The 20,616-nt window shown below is 73.6% G+C and carries 17 protein-coding genes; 10 read left to right on the top strand and 7 right to left on the bottom strand.

Annotated features, from left to right (window positions below; all coding sequences use genetic code 11):
- From AB0472_RS45265 to AB0472_RS45255, 3 genes are all read left to right on the top strand, one after another.
- A partial coding sequence (locus tag AB0472_RS45265; RefSeq protein WP_366365475.1) for a methylmalonyl-CoA mutase family protein occupies positions 1-308 on the top strand: 308 nt, incomplete at its 5' end.
- 13 nt (positions 309-321) lie between these two features.
- Positions 322-741, top strand: a complete 420-nt coding sequence (locus AB0472_RS45260; RefSeq protein ID WP_366365474.1) for a cobalamin B12-binding domain-containing protein — start codon at positions 322-324, stop codon at positions 739-741.
- Between the two features lie 98 nt (positions 742-839).
- The gene (locus tag AB0472_RS45255; protein ID WP_366365472.1) at positions 840-1,475 is read left to right on the top strand and encodes a TetR/AcrR family transcriptional regulator; all 636 of its coding nucleotides are present in this window, start codon (positions 840-842) and stop codon (positions 1,473-1,475) included.
- A 17-nt stretch (positions 1,476-1,492) separates the two neighbouring features.
- Here AB0472_RS45255 and AB0472_RS45250 read toward each other — a convergent pair whose 3' ends face one another.
- Positions 1,493-2,137 carry a ScbR family autoregulator-binding transcription factor gene (locus AB0472_RS45250; protein ID WP_366365470.1) on the bottom strand — a complete coding sequence of 215 codons (645 nt, stop codon included), beginning with the start codon at positions 2,135-2,137 and terminating at the stop codon, positions 1,493-1,495.
- Between the two features lie 205 nt (positions 2,138-2,342).
- On the opposite strand from AB0472_RS45250, the gene AB0472_RS45245 reads away from it, so the two are divergent.
- Complete coding sequence (locus AB0472_RS45245; RefSeq protein ID WP_366365468.1) at positions 2,343-3,284, top strand: ScbA/BarX family gamma-butyrolactone biosynthesis protein; 942 nt, start codon at positions 2,343-2,345, stop codon at positions 3,282-3,284.
- A complete protein-coding gene (locus AB0472_RS45240) occupies positions 3,274-4,254 on the top strand; it encodes an NAD-dependent epimerase/dehydratase family protein (protein WP_366365466.1) in 981 nt (326 codons plus the stop codon). Before AB0472_RS45245 ends, AB0472_RS45240 begins: the two co-directional genes overlap by 11 nt.
- A gap of 54 nt (positions 4,255-4,308) precedes the next feature.
- On the opposite strand, the gene AB0472_RS45235 is transcribed toward AB0472_RS45240, so the two are convergent.
- Positions 4,309-7,116, bottom strand: coding sequence for an AAA family ATPase (locus AB0472_RS45235; RefSeq protein WP_366365464.1), 2,808 nt, complete (start codon positions 7,114-7,116; stop codon positions 4,309-4,311).
- A gap of 404 nt (positions 7,117-7,520) precedes the next feature.
- On the opposite strand from AB0472_RS45235, the gene AB0472_RS45230 reads away from it, so the two are divergent.
- Positions 7,521-8,363, top strand: a complete 843-nt coding sequence (locus AB0472_RS45230) for an AfsR/SARP family transcriptional regulator (RefSeq protein ID WP_366365463.1) — start codon at positions 7,521-7,523, stop codon at positions 8,361-8,363.
- Positions 8,364-8,418: 55 nt separating this feature from the next.
- Here AB0472_RS45230 and AB0472_RS45225 read toward each other — a convergent pair whose 3' ends face one another.
- From AB0472_RS45225 to AB0472_RS45215, 3 genes are all read right to left on the bottom strand, one after another.
- Positions 8,419-9,348, bottom strand: coding sequence for an ROK family protein (locus tag AB0472_RS45225; RefSeq protein ID WP_366365462.1), 930 nt, complete (start codon positions 9,346-9,348; stop codon positions 8,419-8,421).
- A 126-nt stretch (positions 9,349-9,474) separates the two neighbouring features.
- Positions 9,475-10,239, bottom strand: a complete 765-nt coding sequence (locus AB0472_RS45220) for an alpha/beta fold hydrolase (RefSeq protein ID WP_366365461.1) — start codon at positions 10,237-10,239, stop codon at positions 9,475-9,477.
- Positions 10,240-10,278: 39 nt separating this feature from the next.
- Complete coding sequence (locus tag AB0472_RS45215) at positions 10,279-10,749, bottom strand: type II 3-dehydroquinate dehydratase (protein ID WP_366365460.1); 471 nt, start codon at positions 10,747-10,749, stop codon at positions 10,279-10,281.
- Between the two features lie 289 nt (positions 10,750-11,038).
- Here AB0472_RS45215 and AB0472_RS45210 point away from each other — a divergent pair, with 289 nt between their 5' ends.
- The 3 genes from AB0472_RS45210 to AB0472_RS45200 are packed head-to-tail and all read left to right on the top strand — an operon-like array spanning position 11,039 to position 14,092.
- Entirely contained in the window at positions 11,039-12,205 is a 1,167-nt protein-coding gene (locus tag AB0472_RS45210) for a DegT/DnrJ/EryC1/StrS family aminotransferase (protein ID WP_366365458.1), read from the top strand.
- Positions 12,202-13,380 (top strand): Gfo/Idh/MocA family oxidoreductase, encoded by a 1,179-nt coding sequence (locus AB0472_RS45205; protein WP_366365457.1) that lies wholly within the window; start codon positions 12,202-12,204, stop codon positions 13,378-13,380. Before AB0472_RS45210 ends, AB0472_RS45205 begins: the two co-directional genes overlap by 4 nt.
- A complete protein-coding gene (locus tag AB0472_RS45200) occupies positions 13,373-14,092 on the top strand; it encodes an HAD-IA family hydrolase (RefSeq protein WP_366365455.1) in 720 nt (239 codons plus the stop codon). Before AB0472_RS45205 ends, AB0472_RS45200 begins: the two co-directional genes overlap by 8 nt.
- 66 nt (positions 14,093-14,158) lie before the next feature.
- Here the strand turns inward: AB0472_RS45200 and AB0472_RS45195 are convergent, their stop codons facing one another.
- Together AB0472_RS45195 and AB0472_RS45190 are read right to left on the bottom strand one after the other, a co-directional pair.
- Positions 14,159-15,244, bottom strand: coding sequence for a 3-dehydroquinate synthase family protein (locus AB0472_RS45195; RefSeq protein ID WP_366365453.1), 1,086 nt, complete (start codon positions 15,242-15,244; stop codon positions 14,159-14,161).
- 58 nt (positions 15,245-15,302) lie between these two features.
- Positions 15,303-15,845, bottom strand: a complete 543-nt coding sequence (locus AB0472_RS45190) for a hypothetical protein (RefSeq protein WP_366365452.1) — start codon at positions 15,843-15,845, stop codon at positions 15,303-15,305.
- Positions 15,846-16,501: 656 nt separating this feature from the next.
- On the opposite strand from AB0472_RS45190, the gene AB0472_RS45185 reads away from it, so the two are divergent.
- Positions 16,502-20,616 (top strand): beta-ketoacyl synthase N-terminal-like domain-containing protein (locus tag AB0472_RS45185; protein ID WP_366365450.1); only part of this gene is annotated, 4,115 nt, incomplete at its 3' end.

The raw sequence follows: 20,616 nt of genomic DNA, 5'->3' as shown, positions 1-20,616 counted from the left end.
CCGACGCCGGTGAACGGGTCGTCGTCGGCGTCAACCGCTTCCGGCTCGACGAGGAGGAACCCTACGAGCCACTGCGCGTCGACCCGGCCATCGAGCGGCAGCAGGCCGAGCGGCTGTGCAAGGTGCGGGCCTGGCGGGAGCAGTCGCAGGTCGACAGCGCCCTGGAACAGCTGAAGAAGGCGGCCCGCGGGGACGACAACGTGCTGTACCCGATGAAGGAGGCGCTGCGCGCCCGCGCCACCGTCGGCGAGGTCTGCGACGCCCTGCGCGAGGTGTGGGGCGTGTACGTGCCGTCCGACACGCTGTGAGGAAGGGAAGGACATGAGCCGTATCCGTCTCGTCGTGGCCAAGCCGGGTCTGGACGGTCACGACCGGGGTGCCAAGGTCGTCGCCCGCGCGCTGCGTGACACCGGGGTCGAGGTCGTCTACACCGGGCTGCACCAGACACCCCGGCAGATCGTGGACACCGCGCTGCAGGAGGACGCCGACGGCATCGGGCTGTCGGTGCTGTCGGGGGCCCACATGACGCTGTTCGCCGAGGTGCTGCGGCTGCTGCGGGAGGAGGACGCGGCGGACGTCGTGGTGTTCGGCGGCGGGATCATCCCCGACGCGGACGTCTCCGCGCTGCTCGGCCTGGGGGTCGCGGCCGTCTTCACACCGGGGACGCCGACCCGTGCGATCACCGACTGGGTGCACACCCGGCTGGGATCGGCCCGACCGGCGCTGATCACATCTCGTTAACAAGCCAGTCGACCGGTTAACTTATACCAATCGACCGGTTTTATAATGCGCGAGGGGGATGACGCGGAGCAAGGATCAGGCATAGAGGGAGACTTCGGATGGCCAAGCAGGAGCGCGCCCGGCAGACCCTACGACGCATCGTCTCGGCGGCGGCGGACCGGTTCGAGAGGAACGGCTACGCGGGTACCACCCTCGACGACATCAGCCGCGCCGCGGGGATCTCCAAGGGTGCGCTCTACTTCCACTTCGCCTCGAAGAAGGAGGTCGCGGACGCCGTCGTCGAGCACTCGTACTGGCTGTTGGAGGATCTGCTGGAATCCGTGCACGCCTCGGACGATCCCGCGCTGCAGCGCCTCATCGACCTCACGCACGGGCTGAGCCGGCTGCTGTGCACGGAGGCCACACTGCGCGCCGCCCTGCGCTTCCACCGCGAACGGACCGACCCGGCGACGCGGTTCGACCACCACGCCCTGTGGCAGGGCGGCGTCGAGGAGGAGTTCGCACACGCGGCCGAGCAGCGCGAACTCCGCGGCGACCTGCCCGCCGCGGCCGCCCGGGTGCTGGCCACGATCACACTGCTGTCGGTCGAGTCGCTCGCCGTGCACCGGGTGTCGGCCACGGAGGCGGCACGGCAGATCACCGACCTGTGGAACGTCCTGCTGGGCGCGTTCGCCCCCGTCGGCGCGGCCGGTGCCTTCCGTACGGAGGCACCGGCGCCCTGTCCGGCCGGGTGAGGACGACGGCGGCGGCCCTACTCGGCGGCCACCACGGGCTGTTCGAGGACATGGTCGCTGCCCTCGGGACGGAAGCGGGCCAGCCGGCGCGGCGGCACGATGCTGGGCAGCAGCAACTGCCACATGAGGGTCGTCCGCTCGGGCAGGTCCGCCCGGCCGCACAGCACCTGGGAGCTGAGCTGCAGTCCGGTCCAGGAGCCGACGATCAGCGCGGCCACCCGCTCGCAGTCGACGTCGGCCTTGACGTCGCCGCGCTGCTGGGCCTCGACCAGGCACTTGCGGAAGACCTCGATCCACTTCGTGTACGGCTCGCTGACGATGCCGGTCTTGGAGCTCTGGTCGGTCACCAGCCGGATGCCCGCGCGCACCTGGACGTTCTCCACCAGCTGCCGTGCCATGCGGTGGAGTATGTCGATGACGGACTGCACGCCCAGGCCGCCGACGTCCGCGGCGGAGTCCAGGACGGAGAACTGCTCGTCGATGAGGACCTGGGCGAGCTCCTCCTTCGACGTGAAGTGGAAGTAGAGAGCGCCCTTCGTCACCCCGGATTCCTTGACGATGTCGCCGAGGGTCGTGCCGTGGTATCCCTCCGCATCGAAGGCGCGCGCCGCGCCTTCCAGGATGGCGGCGCGGGTTACCTCCGCGCGTTCCTGCCTGGCCATGGATCCAACCCCTTCACTACGTGACCCGAGCTGTCGCCGCGTCGTCCTCCCCTCAGGCAGATCGCGACCCGCTCCTGGTCCTAAGTTTGCCTGCCCCTCACACAAAAAACCAACTAACTGGTACTGTTTTTCGCGACGCTTCTCCCGCCCCCAGTACGTCCATCTCGACATCTGTGCAGGTCAGACACGTTCTCAGGAGGTATTGATGCGCCCTTCCCCTCTCCTTGACCAGAGAGAATCCGCGTCGTTCGATGCTCCGGAGCTCTTCCTTCAATCAGTCCCCCGCGCGGTCGTGCACCGCGCGGCGGTGTCGGAAGTGCTCGTGACCGGAGTACGGGAGATCGACGACGCACACTTCCAGGTCGGCGTCCAGTGGCCGCGCAGCCACTCGTTCTACGGACGGATAGCCGACCGCTGGCACGATCCCATGCTGCTCGGGGAATCGATCCGGCAGGCCCTGCTCACCGTCTGCCACCTCGCCTACGAGGTGCCCTTCGGCCACCGCTTCCTCTCCAGCAGCCACTCCTTCCGCATGGAGCCGGACGGTGCCCGGCTCGGCGAGCGCCCCGCGGACATCCTGCTCGACGTCCGCTGCCGCAACGTCAGACGGCGCGGCCGGTCCATCGGCGCGGTCGACCTGGAAGTCGGCTGCGTCCGGGACGGGGTCCTCGTCGGCTCCGGCGGCATATCCGCGCAGTGCGTCCCGGAGAGCGCCTACCGGCGGCTGCGCGGCGCGTACGCGGACAGCGTGCCCGGGATACCCACGTCCGAGGTCGTGGCACCCCGGCTGGTGGGCCGCACCTCGCCGTTCGACGTGGTGCTCGGCAGGACGAACATGGCGCGGGTGTGGACCCTGCGCTGCGAGCGCGACCACCCGGTGCTCTTCGACCACCCGGTCGACCACGCGCCCGGCATGGTCCTCATGGAGGCGGCCCGGCAGGCGGCGCTCGCCGTGCTCGACCGGCCCGACGGGCTCGTCGTCGGATGCGACTCCACGTACCAGAAGTACGTGGAGTTCGACAGCGCCTGCCTGGTGACGGCGACGCCGCAGCCGGACCGCGGCGACGGTACGCGGACCGTCTCGGTCACCTTCAACCAGGGCGGCAGCACGGCCTCCGGCTGCGAGGTGCGGATCCTTGCGGACTGACACCCGTAACGGGCAGGCGGTCCTCGTGGTGGGCGGCACCGGCTTCATCGGCAGTGCCGTGGTGCGGGAACTGCTCCGGCCCGCTTCGGCCGGACAACCGGTGACCGACCTGCGCGTGCTGTCGCGCCGGCCGCTGCCGGAGTGGATGACGTCGGCGGGTGCGCGGAGGATGCCCGGCGATCTCACCGTTCCGGAGAGCCTGCGGGACTGCGGCGAAGGGGTGGGCACGGTGCTCCACCTGGCCAGCTACGTGGGCCGGGACCCGGCCCTCGCCGAAGCGGTCAACGCCGCCGGCACCCGCGCCCTGGCGCGGGCCGTCCGGCCGGCCCGGCTGCTGTACGTCTCGACCGCCTCGGTGTACGGCCACGGGCCGCACCGGGGCGTGCGGGAGGGACGGCTGACACCGGCCCCGGCGTCGGTCGCCAGTGCCTCGCGGCTGCGGGCCGAGGACGTGGTGCTCGCCCAGGGCGGTGTCGTACTGCGGCCCAACCTGGTCTACGGGCCGGGCGACCGGTGGTACGTCCCGCTGCTGACCCGGCTGATGCGCAAGGTGCCGGTGTGGCCGGAGGGCGGCCGGGGCCGCACCTCGCTCATCGGCGTCCACGAACTGGCGCGGGTGGTCGGGGCGTTCACGCACCGGACGTGGACGGAGGCCGACCGGGGCACCGTCCACCACGTCAACCATCCACGGCCCGTCACGGTGCGCAGTACCGTGACCCGGCTGTGCCAGGGGCTCGGCCTGCCGCTGCCCGACAGCGACCTGCCGCGGCCGGCGCACTGGGAGCTCTCCTCGCGTCTGCTGCCCCGGCTGACGCGGCACCAGTACACGCTGCTGACCGACGACCACTACTACGAGAGCGCCGGGGTGTGGCAGCACCTGGGCCTCGAACCGGGACCGGGGTTCGCGGCCGGGCTGGCCACCAGCCTGCCCTGGTACCGGGAGCACCTGGCGCGGCTGCGGGTCGCCTGACGGCACGTGCGACGCGGGGCGGGGCGGACCGGACCGGTCCGCCCCGCCCTGTCGTCATGCCTCCTGGCCGAGCACCGCCTCGGCGGCACCGGTGGCCAGTTCGACGGGCAGGTCCTTGCGGCAGCGCACGCCGAGCTTCCGGTAGACGCGGGTGAGGTGCTGCTCGACCGTGCTCGCGGTGATGAACAGCTTGGCCGCGATCTCCCGGTTGGTGTAGCCGCCGACGGCGAGCGCGGCCACCCGCCGCTCGGACCCGGTGAGCACGGCGCCGTCGGTGGCGCCCGCCCCGGCCGGGAAGAGCTGGTCCTCGGCGTTGTCGTCGGGGAAGGAGAGCAGCGCCTCGGAGAGCGGGGCGGCTCCGCACAGCCCGACCAGGTGACGGGCGCGCCGCACGTGCGTCCGGGCCCTGCGGTTGTCGCCGAGTTCGTGGTACGCGGCGGCGGTGTCGGTCAGGATCCGGATCTGCTCGTACCGGTCGCCGCACCGCTCGTAGAGGTCCAGCGCCTCCGAGAGCATCTGGGGCCGGCGCGCCACCGGCCCGCCGACGGCCAGCACCCGCAGCGCCGCGGCCCGGGCCCGGGCGCCGTTGGTGCCGGGCCGGCCGAGCTGATCGTAGGCCAGGCGGGTGGCCTGCTCGTGGTTGCCGAGGTCCAGCCAGGCCTCGGCGGCGCTGGTGCGCCACGGCACGATGCCGGGCACGTCGATCCCCCAGGCGCGCATCCGGTCCCCGCAGGCGAGGAAGTCCGCGAGCGCCGCGTGCGGATGGCCGGTGAGCAGGTGGTACTGGCCGCGTGCGTGCAGGTAGTGCAGGCCGTAGCGGGTGTCGAACAGGGGCTTGGGGACGGCCCGGGTCAGGTAGGCGCCCGCCTCGTCGTAGTGGCCCATGCGGGTGGTGGCGAGCACCAGGCTGCCCAGCGGAGCACCCAGGGCGACGCCCCAGGCGCCCGGATGGATGTGGTTGAGGGCCTGCTGGGCGTGGTCGACGGCGCCGGGGAGGTCGCCGAGCCGCAGCGCCGCCTCGGCCCGCATCGCGGACAGCATGGCCATCCAGGTCGGCGAGTACGGGGTGTGGCCCTCGCGCAGCAGCCGGTCGCACCAGGCCGCCGCGTCCGGGGAGTCGGTGCACAGCAGCACGCCGAGCGCGAGCAGCGCGGGTTCCTCGGGCCAGCTGAGGTCGTAGGTGGGGCCGCGGTCCTTGAGCACCTGGTGGGCCTGGCCGACCAGTTCGTGGGCGCGGCCGTTGACCAGCGCGTCGGCGAGGAGGGCGGCGGGGCGGCCCCGGCCCGCCGGGCGGCCGGCGCCGGGACGCGGCCGCTGCTCGGGGCCGGCGGCCGGCCGGTGGGTGCGGTGGGCGAGCGTGGGGTGTGTCCAGGCCAGCCACTTCTCGGTGTCCTCCAGCAGTGCGGCGGCCTCGCTGTGCGGTTCGGGGCGCGCCGCGCGCAGCCGGTCCAGCAGCTCCCCCGCCTCTGCCGTCCGGCCCTGCCACAGCAGTTGGCGTACCAGGTCCAGGGTGCGGGCCGGGGACAGCGCGCCGGTCCGGGCGGCGGCGGACAGGGCCGTCAGGTGACGTTCGGCGGTCGCCGGGTCGAACAGCCGCCGTACCTGCACCAGCCGGGACTCGACGGCGGCGCGCTCGGCACCGGCGCCGACGGGGGCGCGCAACGCGGCCTCCAGGGCGGCGACGGCGCGCTGGGTGCGGCCGGCCAGCAGTTCCTGTTCGGCCGCCTCCAGCAGGACATGCACGCTCCACTCGCCGCCGGGACGATCGGCCTCGACGAGCAGCGGCGCGATCTCCCGTGGCGGGCAGCCCTGTTCGTACAGCAGCGCGGCGGCCGCGAGCCGCAGTCCGGTGCGCTCCTCGGGGGCCATGTCGTCGAGGACGGCCTGCCGGGCGACGTCGTGGCGCAGGGCGTGGCCGGTGACCAGGCCGACGGATTCGAGGGTGCGCAGCGCGGACTCGGCCGTGCCCTCGTCGACGTCGGCGAGCCGGGCGAGCCGGGCGGGTGCCTCGGCGCTGCCGAGCACCGCGAGCGCGCGGGCGACGGCCGCCACCGGCTCCTCCAGGCGGCCGAGCTGACGCAGGACCGCGCGGCCGTAGCCGTCCCTGCGGACGCCGCCGCAGGCCAGGTGGTCGTCGAGCAGGGCGCGCAGCAGCAGCAGGTTGCCCGCGCTGACCGCGTGGAACTCGCCGGCGAGCCGTTCGGCCTCGCCCCGCTCCAGGTGGGCGGCGAGCCGCCCGGCCACCTGGGCCTCGGTCAGCGGCCGCAGGGTGACGCGGTGCGTGTGCGGCTGGTCCAGCAGTTCGGTGCGGAAGAGCCGCCGGTGAGCGGCCCCGTCGTCGGTGAGGACGACCGCCACCCGGGCGGAGGCGGTACGGCGCGCCAGATAGAGAAGGCAGGCGAGCGAGCTCGCGTCGGCGTGCCTGATGGTGTCGACGCCGAGGAACACCGGTGCCTCGTCGGCGAGTTCGAGCAGTGCTGCGGTCATCTCGTCCAGCAGTAGGGCGAGTCCGGGGCCGATGACGGCGGTGCCGGCGGCGGGGACGGGGTCCTGGCCTACGTCCTCGGCGTGCAGGCGCTGGTAGAGGTCCTGCAGCCGGGCGACCGGGCCGTCGGCGGCCGGCACGGAGGAGAAGAGCTGCCCGAGGACCCCGAACGGCAGGGCGCTCTCGGCCCGTGAGCAGCCCGCGTGCAGCACCGTGCCGCCACCCTGCCGGGCGTGTTCGGCGGTCCGGTGCAGCAGCTCCGTCTTTCCGCTGCCGCCGGGGCCCTCGAGCAGGACGACGGCACCCTTTCCGGTCGCGCATTCGCCGAGTATTCGTTTCAGTTCCGCTTCCTGATCAACGCGTTCGACCAGATTCACTGGTTCCCTCCGTACGAACGTTTTTCCAGAAGTACGACGGGCCGAAGCTAGCAACCCCTCAGGGGGCCCCGGTTTCTCCGCGCACACCGGTCGGCAACTGGCCGCCCATCGGACCCCGAGGGACCCCCAGCGGGCGGAACGGAACGTTCCGCGGCAGAAATTGACGGAAGCCGTCCAGGTAAGAACCCGTCAGGAGTCCATCAATATGGCGTCTGACCTGCAATTATTCAACTCCGGACACTCCTCGACCGGCAGGCCTTTGGCCTTGACAAACAGGTCAGGTGGTTTTTTACTGTAGGGGTACACCGCGGAAGCAGTCTCAGCCGCCGCGTCAACCGGGGGTGTGGTTCATCGTGCGATTCAATCTGCTCGGGCCTTTGGAAGCGGTATCCGACGAAACTCCGGTGGGACTCGGCGGATTCAATCAGCGGGCCATCGCCGGATTCCTGCTGCTGCACGCCAACGACGTCGTGCCGACCAGCAAATTGATTCACGCGCTGTGGGGATACGACACACCCGCGACCTCGCGGAAAATGGTGCAGAACGCGGTGTCCGGACTGCGCAGGACCATCGAGAGACACGCGCGGCCCGACGGCTCCGTACGGCTCACCACCGCCGCGCCCGGATACCGCCTGATCGTCGCCGAGGGGCATCTGGACCTCTGGCACTTCCGCCGCCAGGTGGACCGCGGCCGGTCCGAACTGGCCGCGGGCGAGCAGGAGTCGGGCCTCACCCGGCTGCGCTCGGCGCTGTCCATGTGGCGCGGGCCGGCGCTCGCCGACCTCGTCGAGTCGGGGATCGCCTGGCCGGAGCTCAAGGCGGTCGCGGGGCTGCGCATGAGTGTCTTCGAGGACTACGCCCAGGAAGTCCTCCGGCGTGGCGCGCACTACGAGATCCTCGGCGAGCTGGAGGAGCTGGCGGCGGCGGAGCCCACCGGGGAGCGGCTGTGCGGGCTGCTGATGGTGGCCCTCTACCGGTGCGGCCGGCAGCACGACGCGCTCGCGGCCTACCAGCGCACCCGGGCCGCGCTGCTGGACAACTTCGGTCTCGACCCGGGCCACGAGCTGCGGGCACTGGAGATCGCCATACTCAACCAGGACCCCGCGCTCACCCCCGAGACCAGGCCGTACTGGAAGCCCCCGGTCCGCCGCGCGGCGGGCGTGGGCCGCTGCGAGCACCGTCACGGCGCCCTGCTGACCACCGCGGGCCGTGGCTGGGCCCCGGTCCACCGCCGGCGGCACCCCTAGAGCGGACGCCCGCCGGGCTCACCCGGGTGCGGCGGGCCGGGCCGTCGACGTGCCGTCAGGCCCGGTCCGGGGACGGGCCGTCGGTGCCGATGTCCCGGGCGAGCAGCAGGGCGCCGTCCAGTGAGGACAGGGCGCCGAGGGCGGCGGGGCGCAGGGCGGGGGCCGGGGCCGTGGGGCGGTGGAGGGCCTCGGTGCGGGCGGCGACCTCCGTGACGTAGCCGGGCAGGGCGGCCGCGAAGCCGCCGCCGACGGTGACGATCTCCGGGTGGACCAGTTCGGTCACGGACACGACGGCCGCGGCGAGCGCCGACGCCCCGGCCGTGACCGTCTCCACCGCCCATCCCTCCCGGTCGGCCCAGGCCTGCCGCAGCTCCGCGAACCCGACCGGCCGTCCCAGGGCCCGCCCGGCCCGCCGCAGCGTCGCCCGTCCCGAGGCGAGGGCCTGGACGCAGCCGAGCCGGCCGCAGTCGCACCGGGCGTCACCACTGTGGTCGACGACAATGTGGCCCACCTCGCAGGAGCCGCGCGCGGTTCCCGGTCGCAGCACCCCGTCCAGCACCATCCCGCCGCCGATCCCCGTGCCCACGCCGAAGTGCACCAGGTCGCGGGAGCCCGCGGCACGTGCCTCGGCGAGCGCGGCCAGGTCGCCGTCGTCGGCGACGCGCACCCGTGCCCCGGGCAGCAGCCCCGCCAGCCGGCGCCGCACGTCCAGGCCCCGCCAGTGCGGCCGGTTGGGCCAGCCGGCGACCCGCCCCTCGGTGTCCAGGGCCGCCGGCAGCGCCGCCCCCACCGAGGTCACCGGGTCACCGGCCGGGCGGCGCAGCGTGGCCAGGGCCTCCGCGAGCGCCGCCAGGTCGGCGGCCACGTCCCCCTCCCCCGGCCAGGTGAAGACGGTCTGCTGCGCGGGCGCGCCCACCGCGGCGCCGTTGCGCTCCAGCCGCAGCGCCACCTTCGTGCCGCCTATGTCGATTCCCAGACGACTCACCGTTGGTTCTCCCGTCCTCTCGGCTCGTCACCTCCACCGGTGACCGCGCCCTTTCCTGTGCCCTGTTCTCCGGACGGTCCGGGGCTTTTCCCGCGGTCGCCCGCGAATCCCGGCACGGCCGCGGATTCAGATTCCGGCGGAAAAGTGCGGCTCCAGCGTGGCCCGCAGCAGTTCCGTCACGGCGGCGGCGTGCTCCGCGAGATAGAAATGGCCGCCGTCGAAGACGTGCAGGGAGAACGCGGCGCTGGTGTGGCGGCGCCATGCGTCGACCTCCGCGACGCTCACCCTGGGGTCGGCCGATCCGACCAGTGCCGTGACGGGGGCCGCCAGCGGCTCGCTGTGCGCGCACCGGTAGCCGGCGACCGCCCTGAAGTCGTTGCGCAGCACCGGCATGGTCAGCCGCAGCAGTTCCTCGTCGAGGGCGAACGCGGCGTCGCTGCCGCCGAGCAGCAGGACCTCCTTCAGCAGCGCCTCGTCGTCGAGTTCGTGGAAGCCGTCCGCCCGGACCACGGAGGGGGCACGCCGGGCGGAGACGACGAGCGCCGCGGCGGGCGAGCCGCCGTCCGCCAGGCGCCGGGCGACCTCGTAGGCGACGGTCGCGCCCATGCTGTGCCCGAACAGGGCGACGGGCCCGGCCCACGGCATGAGGGCGCGGGCGATCTGGTCCGCCAGCTCGTGCACGTCGCCGATCAGGGCCTCGTGCCGCCGGTCCTGACGGCCCGGGTACTGCACCGCGAGGACCTCGACGTCGTCGCCGAGCGCCGCCGACAACGGATGGAAGTAGCTGGCCGAACCGCCGGCGTGGGGGAGCGCGACCAGGGTCATACGGCGCTCCGGCTTGGGGTGGTAACGGCGTATCCACTGCTGGGAACAGGCGACGGTGGCGTTCATGGGGACTCCTGTGGGCGGGGCGGGACTGCGGGGCGCGGGCTACGCGGTGGCCGCGAGCGACGGTGCACCCTGCCGGGTGCCGCCGGCGATGGTGAGCAGGGCGCGGGCGCCGAGCCGGTAGCCGAGCGAGCCGAGGCCGACCACGACGCCCGAGGCGAGCGGTGCGATGACCGACTCGTGGCGCCACTGCTCGCGGGCCCAGACGTTCGACAGGTGGACCTCCACCCAGGGGCGCGGGTAGTTCGCCAGGGCGTCGCGCAGACTCCAGCCCGCGACCATGAGCGCCCCCGGGTTGACCAGGGCGCCGACCGTGCCGTAGTGGGCGTGCACGGCGCGCACCAGGTCGCCCTCGGAGTCGCTCTGCACGGAGACCACCTCCCAGCCCATCACGGCGACCTCCTCGGCCACGGCCCGTTCGATGTCCGCCAGGGTGTCGGTGCCGTACACCTCGGGCTCACGTTGCCCGAGGATGCCGAGGTTGGGACCGTTCAGCAGGAGTATCGCGCTCATGACTCACCTCACAACTGCGGTGCGGAAACGTATTCTTCGGATTCGGCCCAGACGTCCTCCATTCTTTATCGCCCGACCCGGTCCGGGACCGGGACCTGGGGTGGCGGATTTTGGAACAGGGGGGTCGACCCCCGCTATTCAGGGGGGTTTTCGGGGACCCGGTAGGGGATGGGAGAGGCTGCCGTCCGCGCGGTAGCGTGATATTCCCCGCCGCCGATTATCGGCTTTCCGGGGTGAATTGGCCCTCCCGCGGAGATCTCCGCGTTCCCCAGAAGAGGAATGGACCGTCATGAACGATCAGGCGAAACTGCTCGCGGACCTCCCGGTGTGGCCGCGGTACGGCGACGAGGAGCGCACCGGTCTGCTGCGGGCCCTCGAGCAGGGCCAGTGGTGGCGCATGGGCGGCAGCGAAGTCGACAGCTTCGAGCGGGAGTTCGCCGAACGTCACGGGGCGCCGTATGCGCTGGCGGTGACGAACGGCACCCATGCCCTCGAACTGGCTCTGCAGGTGCTCGGCGTGCGCGAGGGCAGCGAGGTCGTCGTCCCCGCCTTCACCTTCATCTCCTCCTCGCAGGCCGCGCAGCGTCTGGGCGCGGTCGCCATACCGGTGGACGTCGACCCGGAGACGTACTGCCTCGATGCGGGGGCGGTGGCCGCCGCGGTCACCTCGCGGACCGCCGCGATCATGCCGGTGCACATGGCGGGCCACTTCGCCGACATGGACGCCCTCGGGAAACTGTCCGCCGACACCGGGGTGCCGCTGATCCAGGACGCCGCGCACGCGCACGGCGCCGAATGGCTCGGCCGCAAGGCCGGTGAGCTCGGCTCCCTCGCCGCGTTCAGCTTCCAGAACGGCAAGCTGATGACGGCCGGCGAGGGCGGTCTGGTCACCTTCCCCGACGAGGCGTCCTACCAGGAGGCCTTCCTGCGGCACAGCTGCGGCCGGCCGCGCACCGACCGCACGTACCACCACCAGACCTCGGGCTCCAACTTCCGGATGAACGAGTTCTCCGCGGCGGTGCTGCGGGCCCAGCTCGGCCGCCTGGACGAGCAGATCGCCACCCGTGAGCTGCGCTCCCCGCTGCTCGCCGGACTGCTCGGCGGGATCGACGGGGTGGTTCCGCAGAGCCGCGACGAGCGGGTCACCGCCCACCCGCACTACATGCAGATGTTCCGCATCCCCGGCATCACCGAGGAGGCCCGCAACGCACTGGTGGACCGGCTCGTGGCGCGTGGCGTCCCCGCGTTCGTCGCGTTCCGCGCGATCTACCGCTCGGAGGGCTTCTGGGAGTACGCGCCGCCCGCCACGACCGTCGCGGAGCTCGCCGAGCGCTGCCCGGTGACCGAGGCCATCAACGCCGACTGCGTCTGGCTCCACCATCGCACCCTGCTGGGCAGCGAGGAGCAGATGCACGCCGTCGCCGAGGTCGTCGCGGAGGAGGTCGCGCGCGCATGAACGCCCGGGTGAGCGCACGGGGACCGGGGCAGGCCCCGATCCGCACGAGCGTGGTGGGCCTGGGGTGGGCGGCGAAGTCCATCTGGCTTCCGCGGCTGCGCCGGCACCCCGCCTTCAGCGTGTCCCACCTGGTCGACCCCAACCGGTCGGCCCGCGCCGACGTCCCGCAGGACCGCACCGAGACCCGGCTGCTGTCCGACGTGGCGGAGCTCCCCGCCGACGAGGTCGACCTGGCGATCGTGGCCGTGCCGAACCATCTGCACTCGGCCGTGGCCTGCCGCATCCTGCGCATGGGCATCCCGGTGTTCCTGGAGAAGCCCGTCTGCCTCAACTCGGCGGAGGCCGAGCAGCTCGCCGCCGCCGAACGCGAGGGGGGCGCGACGCTGCTCGCGGGCAGCGCGGCCCGCTACCGGGCGGACGTGCTGGCCCTGCGCGAGGTGATCGCCCAGGATCTGGGGCAGCTGCGGCACATCGAGCTGTCCTGGGTACGGGCGCGCGGGGTGCCGAGCGCGGGCGGCTGGTTCACCCAGCGGCAGTTCGCCGGTGGCGGGGCCCTGGTCGACCTGGGCTGGCACCTGCTGGACACCGTCGGGCCGATCCTCGGTCCGGTCGGGTTCGACCAGGCGGTCGGCACGGTGTCCGACGACTTCGTCAACGACCAGTCCTCGGAGGCCGCCTGGCGCGAGGACGCACCGCGCGCCCCCGAGACCGAGGGCGACGTGGAGGACACCGCGCGCGGCTTCCTGGTGACCGAGAGCGGGGTGTCGGTGGCGATCCGGGCCAGCTGGGCGTCGCACGAGCCGTACGACGCCACCCGGATCCGGGTCGACGGCAGCGCCGGCAGCGCGACGCTGGACTGCACGTTCGGGTTCAGCCCCAACCGCCGCAAGGGCTCGCGGCTGGAGGTGGTGCGCGACGGGACGCGGACCGAGGTCCCGCTGCCGGAGGAGGAGATCGGCGCCGAGTACGTGCGGCAGCTGGACGAACTGCCTGGACTGCTGGCGGACGCGGCAGCCCGGGGGCGGACCGTCGAGGAGGTCCGCCGCACCATCGCGGTGATCGAGCGCATCTACCGCTCGGCCCGCCGGGCACGGATCGGGGCGCGCTCCACAAGAGCCGCCCGGGTGGTGCCCCGGTCGACGCTACTGAACTCGGAGAGGCTGCGGAATGCTTGACAGGCAAGGCAGTGGTGACGGGCAGCCGGCGCGCCAGGCCCACGAGGCCGCGCCGGGGCCCGGGGACGGGGTCCGGGCCGTCGTGTTCGACCTCGACGGGGTGCTCGTCGACAGCTTCGAGGTGATGCGGCAGGCGTTCAGCGTCGCCTACGCCGAGGTGGTCGGCGAGGGCGAGGCGCCGTTCGCCGAGTACAACCGCCATCTGGGCCGGTACTTCCCCGACATCATGCGGATCATGGGGCTGCCGCCGGAGATGGAGCGGCCGTTCGTCCGGGAGAGCCGCCGGCTCGCCTCGCAGGTCCAGGTGTTCGCGGGGATCCCGGAGCTGCTGGACTCGCTGCGCCGGCGCGGGGTACCGGCGGCCGTGGCCACCGGAAAGACGGGCGAGCGGGCCCGTGCGCTGCTCACCCGGCTCGGGCTGCTGGACGCCTTCGAGGTGGTGATCGGCTCGGACGAGGTCGTACGGCCCAAGCCCGCCCCCGACATGGTGCGGCTGGCGGTCTCGGTGCTCGGGGCGCCGGCCGGGCGGACGGTGATGGTCGGGGACGCCGTCACCGACCTGCACAGCGCCCGCGGGGCGGGGGTGCGGGCGGCGGCCGCGCTGTGGGCCGGGGTCGACCCGGAGCCGCTGCTGCGCGAGTCGCCGGACGTGGTGCTCCACTCCCCCGCCGAACTCCTGGACCTCGTCGCCACCCCGGTGGCGGCCCCCTGAGGAACGGCGCACACCGAGAGGGCCCGGACGCTGCCACGTCCGGGCCCTCTCGGTGTGCGCGCCGGGTCAGCGGGCCGGAACCGGTGCGAGGCCGACGGCGGGTGCGAGGCCGACGGCGGGTGCGGTGGCGCGGGGCATCGCGGCGAGGACCGCACGCACGGTTTCCTCGGGGACGTCCGGGACGAGTTCCGGACCGGCGGGGCCGTCCAGGACGAACGTCAGGGCGTGCCCCTCGGCCTTCTTGTCCCGGCGCATGTACGCCACCAGGTCGTCGTCGGCGACGGTGGCGGGCAGTTCGGTGGGCAGGCCGTACGACGCCACCACGTCCCGGTGTTCGGCGACCCGGGCCGGTGGGATCCGGCCGAGGGCGCCGGCCAGCCGGCCGGCGAAGACGGTGCCGACGGCGACCGCCTCGCCGTGCCGCAGCCCGTACTCCGTCGCCCGTTCCAGCGCGTGCCCCAGGGTGTGGCCGTAGTTGAGGACGTGCCGCAGGCCCTGGTCGCGTTCGTCGCGGGCGACCACGGACGCCTTCAGGGCGACGCTGCGCGCGATCTGGTCCGCCAGCGGCAGGGCGGCCAGACCCGGCGCGCCGATGAAGTGGCAGCGGGCCAGCTCGCCGTAGCCGTTGACGCGTTCGCGGGGTGGCAGGGTGTCGAGGAAGTCCGTGTCGCACAGCACGGCGCGCGGCTGCCAGTAGGCGCCGACGAGGTTCTTCCCCTCGGGCAGGTTCACCCCGGTCTTGCCGCCGATGCTCGCGTCGACCTGCGCGAGCAGTGAGGTGGGCAGGTGGATGACGGGGGTGCCGCGGTGGTAGAGGGCGGCGGCGAGACCGACGGTGTCGGTCGTGGTGCCGCCGCCGCAGGAGACCACCACGTCGGAGCGGGTGAGCCCGAACCGGGCGAAGTGCTCGCACAGTTCGGCCACCGTCGCGAGGGTCTTGTTCTCCTCCCCGTCGCGGGCGGCCAGCCACCGGACCGGGACGCCGAGCGGCGGCAGCGCGTCCGCGGGGCGCGCCGAGACCACGACGGCGCGCGCGGCGCCCGTCGCCGCGACCAGCCGCGGCAGCAAGGCCCGCGCCCCGGGCCCGATGTGCACCGGGTAGGAGCGGTCGCCGAGCGCCACGTCCACCCGGTGGTGCGCGGGTTCAGTCATCGTCTTCTCCTGTCATCGTCCTCTCCTTCGGGGTGCTCTCCTTCGGGGCGCTCTCCCGCTAGGCCGTCTGCAGCACGGTCCTGGGTACGGCGAGCGGCGCCCGGTCGGCGCCGGACGGGGTGAGCGACGCGCGCAGGGTGCGGGCCGCCAGCGCCTCCACGGCCGACGGCACCCGCAGCCGGCGCAGCGTCAGGTGCGTGTGCTCGAAGAGCAGGTAGTTGACGGGGGCGTCACCGGCCTGCCAGCCCTGCGCGGTCCGGCGCAGGCTGCGCAGGTAGCCCTCCCAGCCGCGTTCGGTGTCCGGGCCCATGGGCGGCAGTCCGGCGGCGACCGACCGGGCGGCCTCGGCGGAGCCGGCGCACAGTGCGGTGCGCTGGGCCGGGGTCAGGGCGGCCGTGCGGTGCTGCCAGATCCGGAACAGGAAGCCGCGGCGGGCGGGTTCCCCGAGGAGCGCGATGACGTGCCGCAACTGCCACACGGCGAGCACGAGTTGCGTGTGGTGGTCGAAGGCGGGTTCCCGGGCGACGGCCAGGGCGAGTTCACTCGACGCCATCGCGATCTCGTCGTCGAATTCGATGCCCGAGGCCTCGGGGCCATTCACGGAAACGGGATGGAATTCACCGGCGGCAGGGGGGTTTTCGGGGGGTGTCCCGGGGATCCGAACGAGTTCCAGGCAACGCCGGGCGAATTCCCGGGAGACGTCGCTCCGGGCACCCGCCCAGAGGTCGACGGCGGCCGGGTGGGGGCCGTCGGACCAGTGGAAGAACCAACGGGCGGCCGGGTCCGCGGCACGCAGCCCACGGAGCAGCCCGGACAGTGCCCCAGGTGGTTCCGGGCGGGATATTCCCCCTGGTCCGACGCGGTCGGGGGCAGGTATGCGCACATGGTTCCAGTGCAGGGTCATGGGGAGTGCCTCAGTTCTTCGCGGGACGCCCGGAAGGCGTCGGAGCACGTGCCCGGCAGCGGTGCGGACAGCGGCCGGAAGCGCTCTTCTGGGTACGACGGAATGGTTCGTACGGAACGGGCTGCGCCCCATGCTAAAGGCACGCGACCACCACTCCCACGGACCGTGGACGTGATATCCGACCGACCTGGAAATAGGGCGGTGTTAGGGGGCGGGCTGGGGTTACCGCAATGCGCCCGGGCCGCAGAATTGACGGTCGTACCGGCCACTCGTCACCCGTGCGTCCGGATTCCCGCGATCGCCGAGGCCCACCGCATTTCGTTGCCGCCGTGTTTTCCGAGAGGTGTATGGACATGCTGCGAACCGAGCTGATCCAACCGCTGCCCGAACTGCTCGCGGCACATGCGAAGCGCTTCGGGGACAAGGTCGCCTACCGCGACTCGCGGCGCGCGGTCAGCCACGCCGAACTGGCCCGGCGGACCGGACGGATAGCGGGCCACCTGGCGGCGCTGCGGCTGCAGCCCGGCGACCGGGCGGCGATCCTGCTCGGCAACTGCGTCGAGACCGTGGAGAGTTACCTCGCGATCGTGCGGGCCGCCGCGATCGGCGTGCCGCTCAACCCGCGCTCCACCGACGCGGAACTGGCCCATCTGCTCGGGCACAGCGGTGCCCGGCTCGTCATCACCGACCGCGCCCACCTGGACCAGGTGCGCCGCGTGCTCGGCACCCTGCCGGTGGTCGGCGACCCGGTGCGGATCGTGGTGACCGGAGCCGAACACCCGGTCGGCACCGTCTCCTTCGAGAAGCTCGCCACCACCGAGCCGCCGCTGCCCGCCCGGGACGACCTGGACCTGGACGAGGTGGCGTGGATCCTGTACACGTCCGGGACCACGGGTCGGCCGAAGGGCGTCCGGTCGACCCAGCGCAACGCGCTGTGGTCGGTCGCCGCCAGCTACGTGCCGATCCCCGGGCTCGGCCCGGACGACCGCATGGTGTGGCCGCTGCCGCTCTTCCACAGTCTGTCCCACATCGTGTGCGTGGTCGCCGCCACCGCCGTGGGCGCGTCGGTCCGGCTCGTCGACGGCTTCGACGCCGACGACGTGCTGGCCGCGGTCCGCGAGGACGGGGCGACGTTCCTGGCCGGCGTGCCGACGATGTACCACCACCTGGTACGGGCCGCCGCCCGCGACGACTTCACCGCGCCCCGGCTGCGGGTCTGCCTGGTCGGCGGCTCGGTGACCACGGCATCCCTGCACACCGCTTTCGAACAGGCCTACGGCGCCCCGCTGCTGGACGCCTACGGCTCCACCGAGACCTGCGGCTCGATCACCATGAGCTGGCCGTCGGGGGTCCGGGTGGACGGATCGTGCGGCCTGCCGGTGCCCGGCGTCAACGTCCGGCTGGTGGACCCCGGCACCGGCTCGGACATGCCGGCCGGCGAGGAGGGCGAGGTCTGGGTCAGCGGCCCGAACGTGATGGCCGGCTACCACAACGACCCCGAGGCCACCGAGGACGCGCTGCGGGACGGCTGGTACCGCACCGGCGACCTGGCGGTCCGCGACGAGGCCGGCTACTTCACCATCACCGGCCGGCTGAAGGAACTCATCATCCGCGGCGGCGAGAACATCCACCCCCGCGAGATCGAGGACGTGCTCCGTGAGGTGCCCGGGGTGGCCGACGCGGCCGTGGTCGCCAAACCGCACGAGGTGCTGGGCGAGGTGCCGGTCGCGTTCCTGGTGCCGGAACCGGAGGGCCTGGACCCCGAGGCGCTGTACGCCGCCTGCCGGGAACGGCTCGCCTACTACAAGGTGCCCGAGGAGCTGTACGAGACGCAGGCCATCCCGCGGACCCAGTCCGGGAAAATCGTCCGGCACCAGCTGCTGCACCGCCCGATGCGGCTGCGGGCCGCGAACAGCACCCACTTCGAGTCGCTGCTGCGGCTCGACTGGGTGCCGGCGGCCCTGCCGGACGGCCCGGCCGCCGAGCCGTGGACGCTGACCGGCGCCGACGCGCCGACGCTCGTGGCCCGGCTCGAGGAGCGGCTGGCCCGGGCCGCCGCGGCGGGCGAGCCGGTGGCCCCCGTCGTGGTGCTCGCCCTGGACGTGCCGCAGGCGGCCGCCGCCGCGGGCTTCGCCGCCGGGGTGCGGCGCACCGTGACCGACCTGGCCGGGGAACTGGCCGGCCTGCTCGCCGACCCGCGGCTGACCGGCAGCCGCCTCGCGGTGGCCACGCGCGGCGCGGTCACCGCGAGCCCCCGTGAGACCGTGCACAACATCGCGCACGCCCCCGTCTGGGGCCTGGTGCGCTCCCTGCAGGCCCGGCATCCCGGCCGCCTCACGCTGGCCGACCTGGACGAGACCCCGGCCTCCCTGGCGGCCCTGCCCGCCGCGCTCGCCACCGGTGAACCGCAGCTCGCGCTGCGTACCGGCGTCCTGCTGCTGCCGCGCCTGGCCCGGGTCTCCGTCGCCACCGACGGTCCCGCCCACCGCGCCGTCGACCCCGGCCGCACCGTCGTCGTCACCGGCGCCGACAGCGCCGAGGGAGCCGCGCTGGCCCGGCACCTGGTGGCCGGCCACCGAGCCCGGCACCTGCTGCTGATCGGCTCGTACGACGCCCGGGACGCGGCACTGGTCGCCCTGGCCGAGGAGCTGACCGCGCTCGGCGCGACGGCGACGACAACGGCCTGCGACCCGGCCGACCGGCGCGCCCTGGCCGCCGCGCTGGAGCGGGCGGAACGGCCGCTGACGGCGATCGTGCACACGAACGGATGGGCCACGGCACTCGCCCACCGCCCGGACCGGGCCCTCGAGTCGGCCGTCGGCGCCCTGCTCCACCTGCACGAACTCGCCCGCGAGCACGAGGACCTGGCGGCCTTCGTGGTGTGCTCCTCCGCTGCCGCCCTGCTGGGCGCCCCCGCCGAGGGCGACCGTGCGGCGTACGAGGCGTTCGCGGACGCCCTCGCGCAGCACCGTGCCGACCGCGGGCTGCCGGCGCTGTCCCTGGCCTGGGGCCCCTGGGAGCCGGCGACATCGGCGGGCCGGGCCGGCGAACCGGTCACCGGGGTGCGTGAACTGGGCCGCGCCGAGGGCCTGGCCATGTTCGACGCCGCACAGCTGGCCGGCCCGGTGCACTGCCTGCCGCTGGCCCTGGACACCTCGGCGCTCACGGCGAGCGCCGGGCGCGTCCCCGGCTCCTCGCGTCCGTCGGCCCTGCCGCCGCTGCTCAGCGGGCTCATCGACGTCTCCGCCGCCCCGGCACCGGCCGACAGCATGGTCGCCGAGGCACTGCGGGAGCGGGTCGGGGGGCTGGCCGGACCGGAGCGGCTGCGGGTGCTGCTGGACCTCGTACGCACGGAGACGGCCCGGGTGCGGGACGTCGGCGGCCTGTCCAAGGTCGGCCCCGGGCGTCCGTTCAAGGACCTGGGCTTCACCTCCCTGGAGGCCGTCACCCTGCGCAACCGCCTCACCGAGTCCACCGGGCTGCGGCTGCCCGCCACGCTCGCCTTCGACCATCCGACGCCGCAGGCCGTGGCCGAGCTGCTGGATTCCCTGATCACCGGCGTCGAGGCGCCGGCCGAGGAGATCCGGCCGGAGAGCGCGGGCTCCGGCGAGCCGATCGCGATCGTCGGCATGGCGTGCCGGCTGCCGGGCGGGGTGACCACCCCGGACGAGCTGTGGCGGCTGGTCGACGAGGGCCGTGACGCGGTGTCCGGCTTCCCCGAGGACCGCGGCTGGAACCTGGAGGAGCTGTACGACCCGGAGGGCTCCCGGGCCGGCTCCTGCTACGTCCGCGAAGGCGGGTTCCTCTACGACCTCGCCGACTTCGACGCGGAGTTCTTCGGCGTCTCACCGCGCGAGGCGACCGCCATGGACCCGCAGCAGCGGCTGCTCCTGGAAACCTCCTGGGAGGCCCTGGAGCGGTCCGGTCTCGACCCGGCGAAGCTGCGCGGCGAGCCGGTCGGGGTGTTCTCCGGTGTGATGTACCACGACTACGGCAGCCAGGTGTCGCGTATCCCGCAGGAGCTGGAGGGCTACCACGGCATCGGCACGGCCAGCAGCGTGGCCTCCGGCCGGGTGTCGTACACCCTCGGCCTCGAAGGACCGGCGCTCACCGTCGACACGGCGTGCTCCTCCTCGCTGGTCGCGCTGCACCTGGCGGCGCAGTCGCTGCGCAACGGCGAGTGCACGCTGGCCCTCGCGGGCGGTGTGGCCCTGATGTCGCAGCCGACGTCGTTCGTGGAGTTCTCCCGGCAGCGGGCGCTCGCCGCCGACGGGCGCTGCAAGGCGTACGCCGAGGCGGCCGACGGCACCGGCTGGGCCGAAGGCGTCGGCGTCCTGGTCCTGGAACGGCTGTCGGACGCGGAGCGGCTGGGCCATCCCGTCCTCGCCGTGGTCCGCGGCTCCGCGATCAACCAGGACGGCGCCTCCAACGGCCTGACCGCCCCCAGCGGCCCCGCCCAGCAACGCGT

The sequence above is a fragment of the Streptomyces sp. NPDC086777 genome (genome assembly GCF_040702065.1).
Classification (GTDB): domain Bacteria; phylum Actinomycetota; class Actinomycetes; order Streptomycetales; family Streptomycetaceae; genus Streptomyces.
This window is presented reverse-complemented; position numbering and strand designations above follow the sequence as displayed.

Bases quoted from the DNA above. Each gene is read 5' to 3' on its own strand.
- AB0472_RS45260 (WP_366365474.1), top strand. From the start codon at position 322: ATGAGCCGTATCCGTCTCGTCGTGGCCAAGCCGGGTCTGGACGGTCAC.
- AB0472_RS45255 (WP_366365472.1), top strand. From the start codon at position 840: ATGGCCAAGCAGGAGCGCGCCCGGCAGACCCTACGACGCATCGTCTCG.
- AB0472_RS45250 (WP_366365470.1), bottom strand. From the start codon at position 2,137: ATGGCCAGGCAGGAACGCGCGGAGGTAACCCGCGCCGCCATCCTGGAA.
- AB0472_RS45245 (WP_366365468.1), top strand. From the start codon at position 2,343: ATGCGCCCTTCCCCTCTCCTTGACCAGAGAGAATCCGCGTCGTTCGAT.
- AB0472_RS45220 (WP_366365461.1), bottom strand. From the start codon at position 10,239: ATGAACGCCACCGTCGCCTGTTCCCAGCAGTGGATACGCCGTTACCAC.
- AB0472_RS45215 (WP_366365460.1), bottom strand. From the start codon at position 10,749: ATGAGCGCGATACTCCTGCTGAACGGTCCCAACCTCGGCATCCTCGGG.
- AB0472_RS45210 (WP_366365458.1), top strand. From the start codon at position 11,039: ATGAACGATCAGGCGAAACTGCTCGCGGACCTCCCGGTGTGGCCGCGG.
- AB0472_RS45205 (WP_366365457.1), top strand. From the start codon at position 12,202: ATGAACGCCCGGGTGAGCGCACGGGGACCGGGGCAGGCCCCGATCCGC.
- AB0472_RS45200 (WP_366365455.1), top strand. From the start codon at position 13,373: ATGCTTGACAGGCAAGGCAGTGGTGACGGGCAGCCGGCGCGCCAGGCC.
- AB0472_RS45195 (WP_366365453.1), bottom strand. From the start codon at position 15,244: ATGACTGAACCCGCGCACCACCGGGTGGACGTGGCGCTCGGCGACCGC.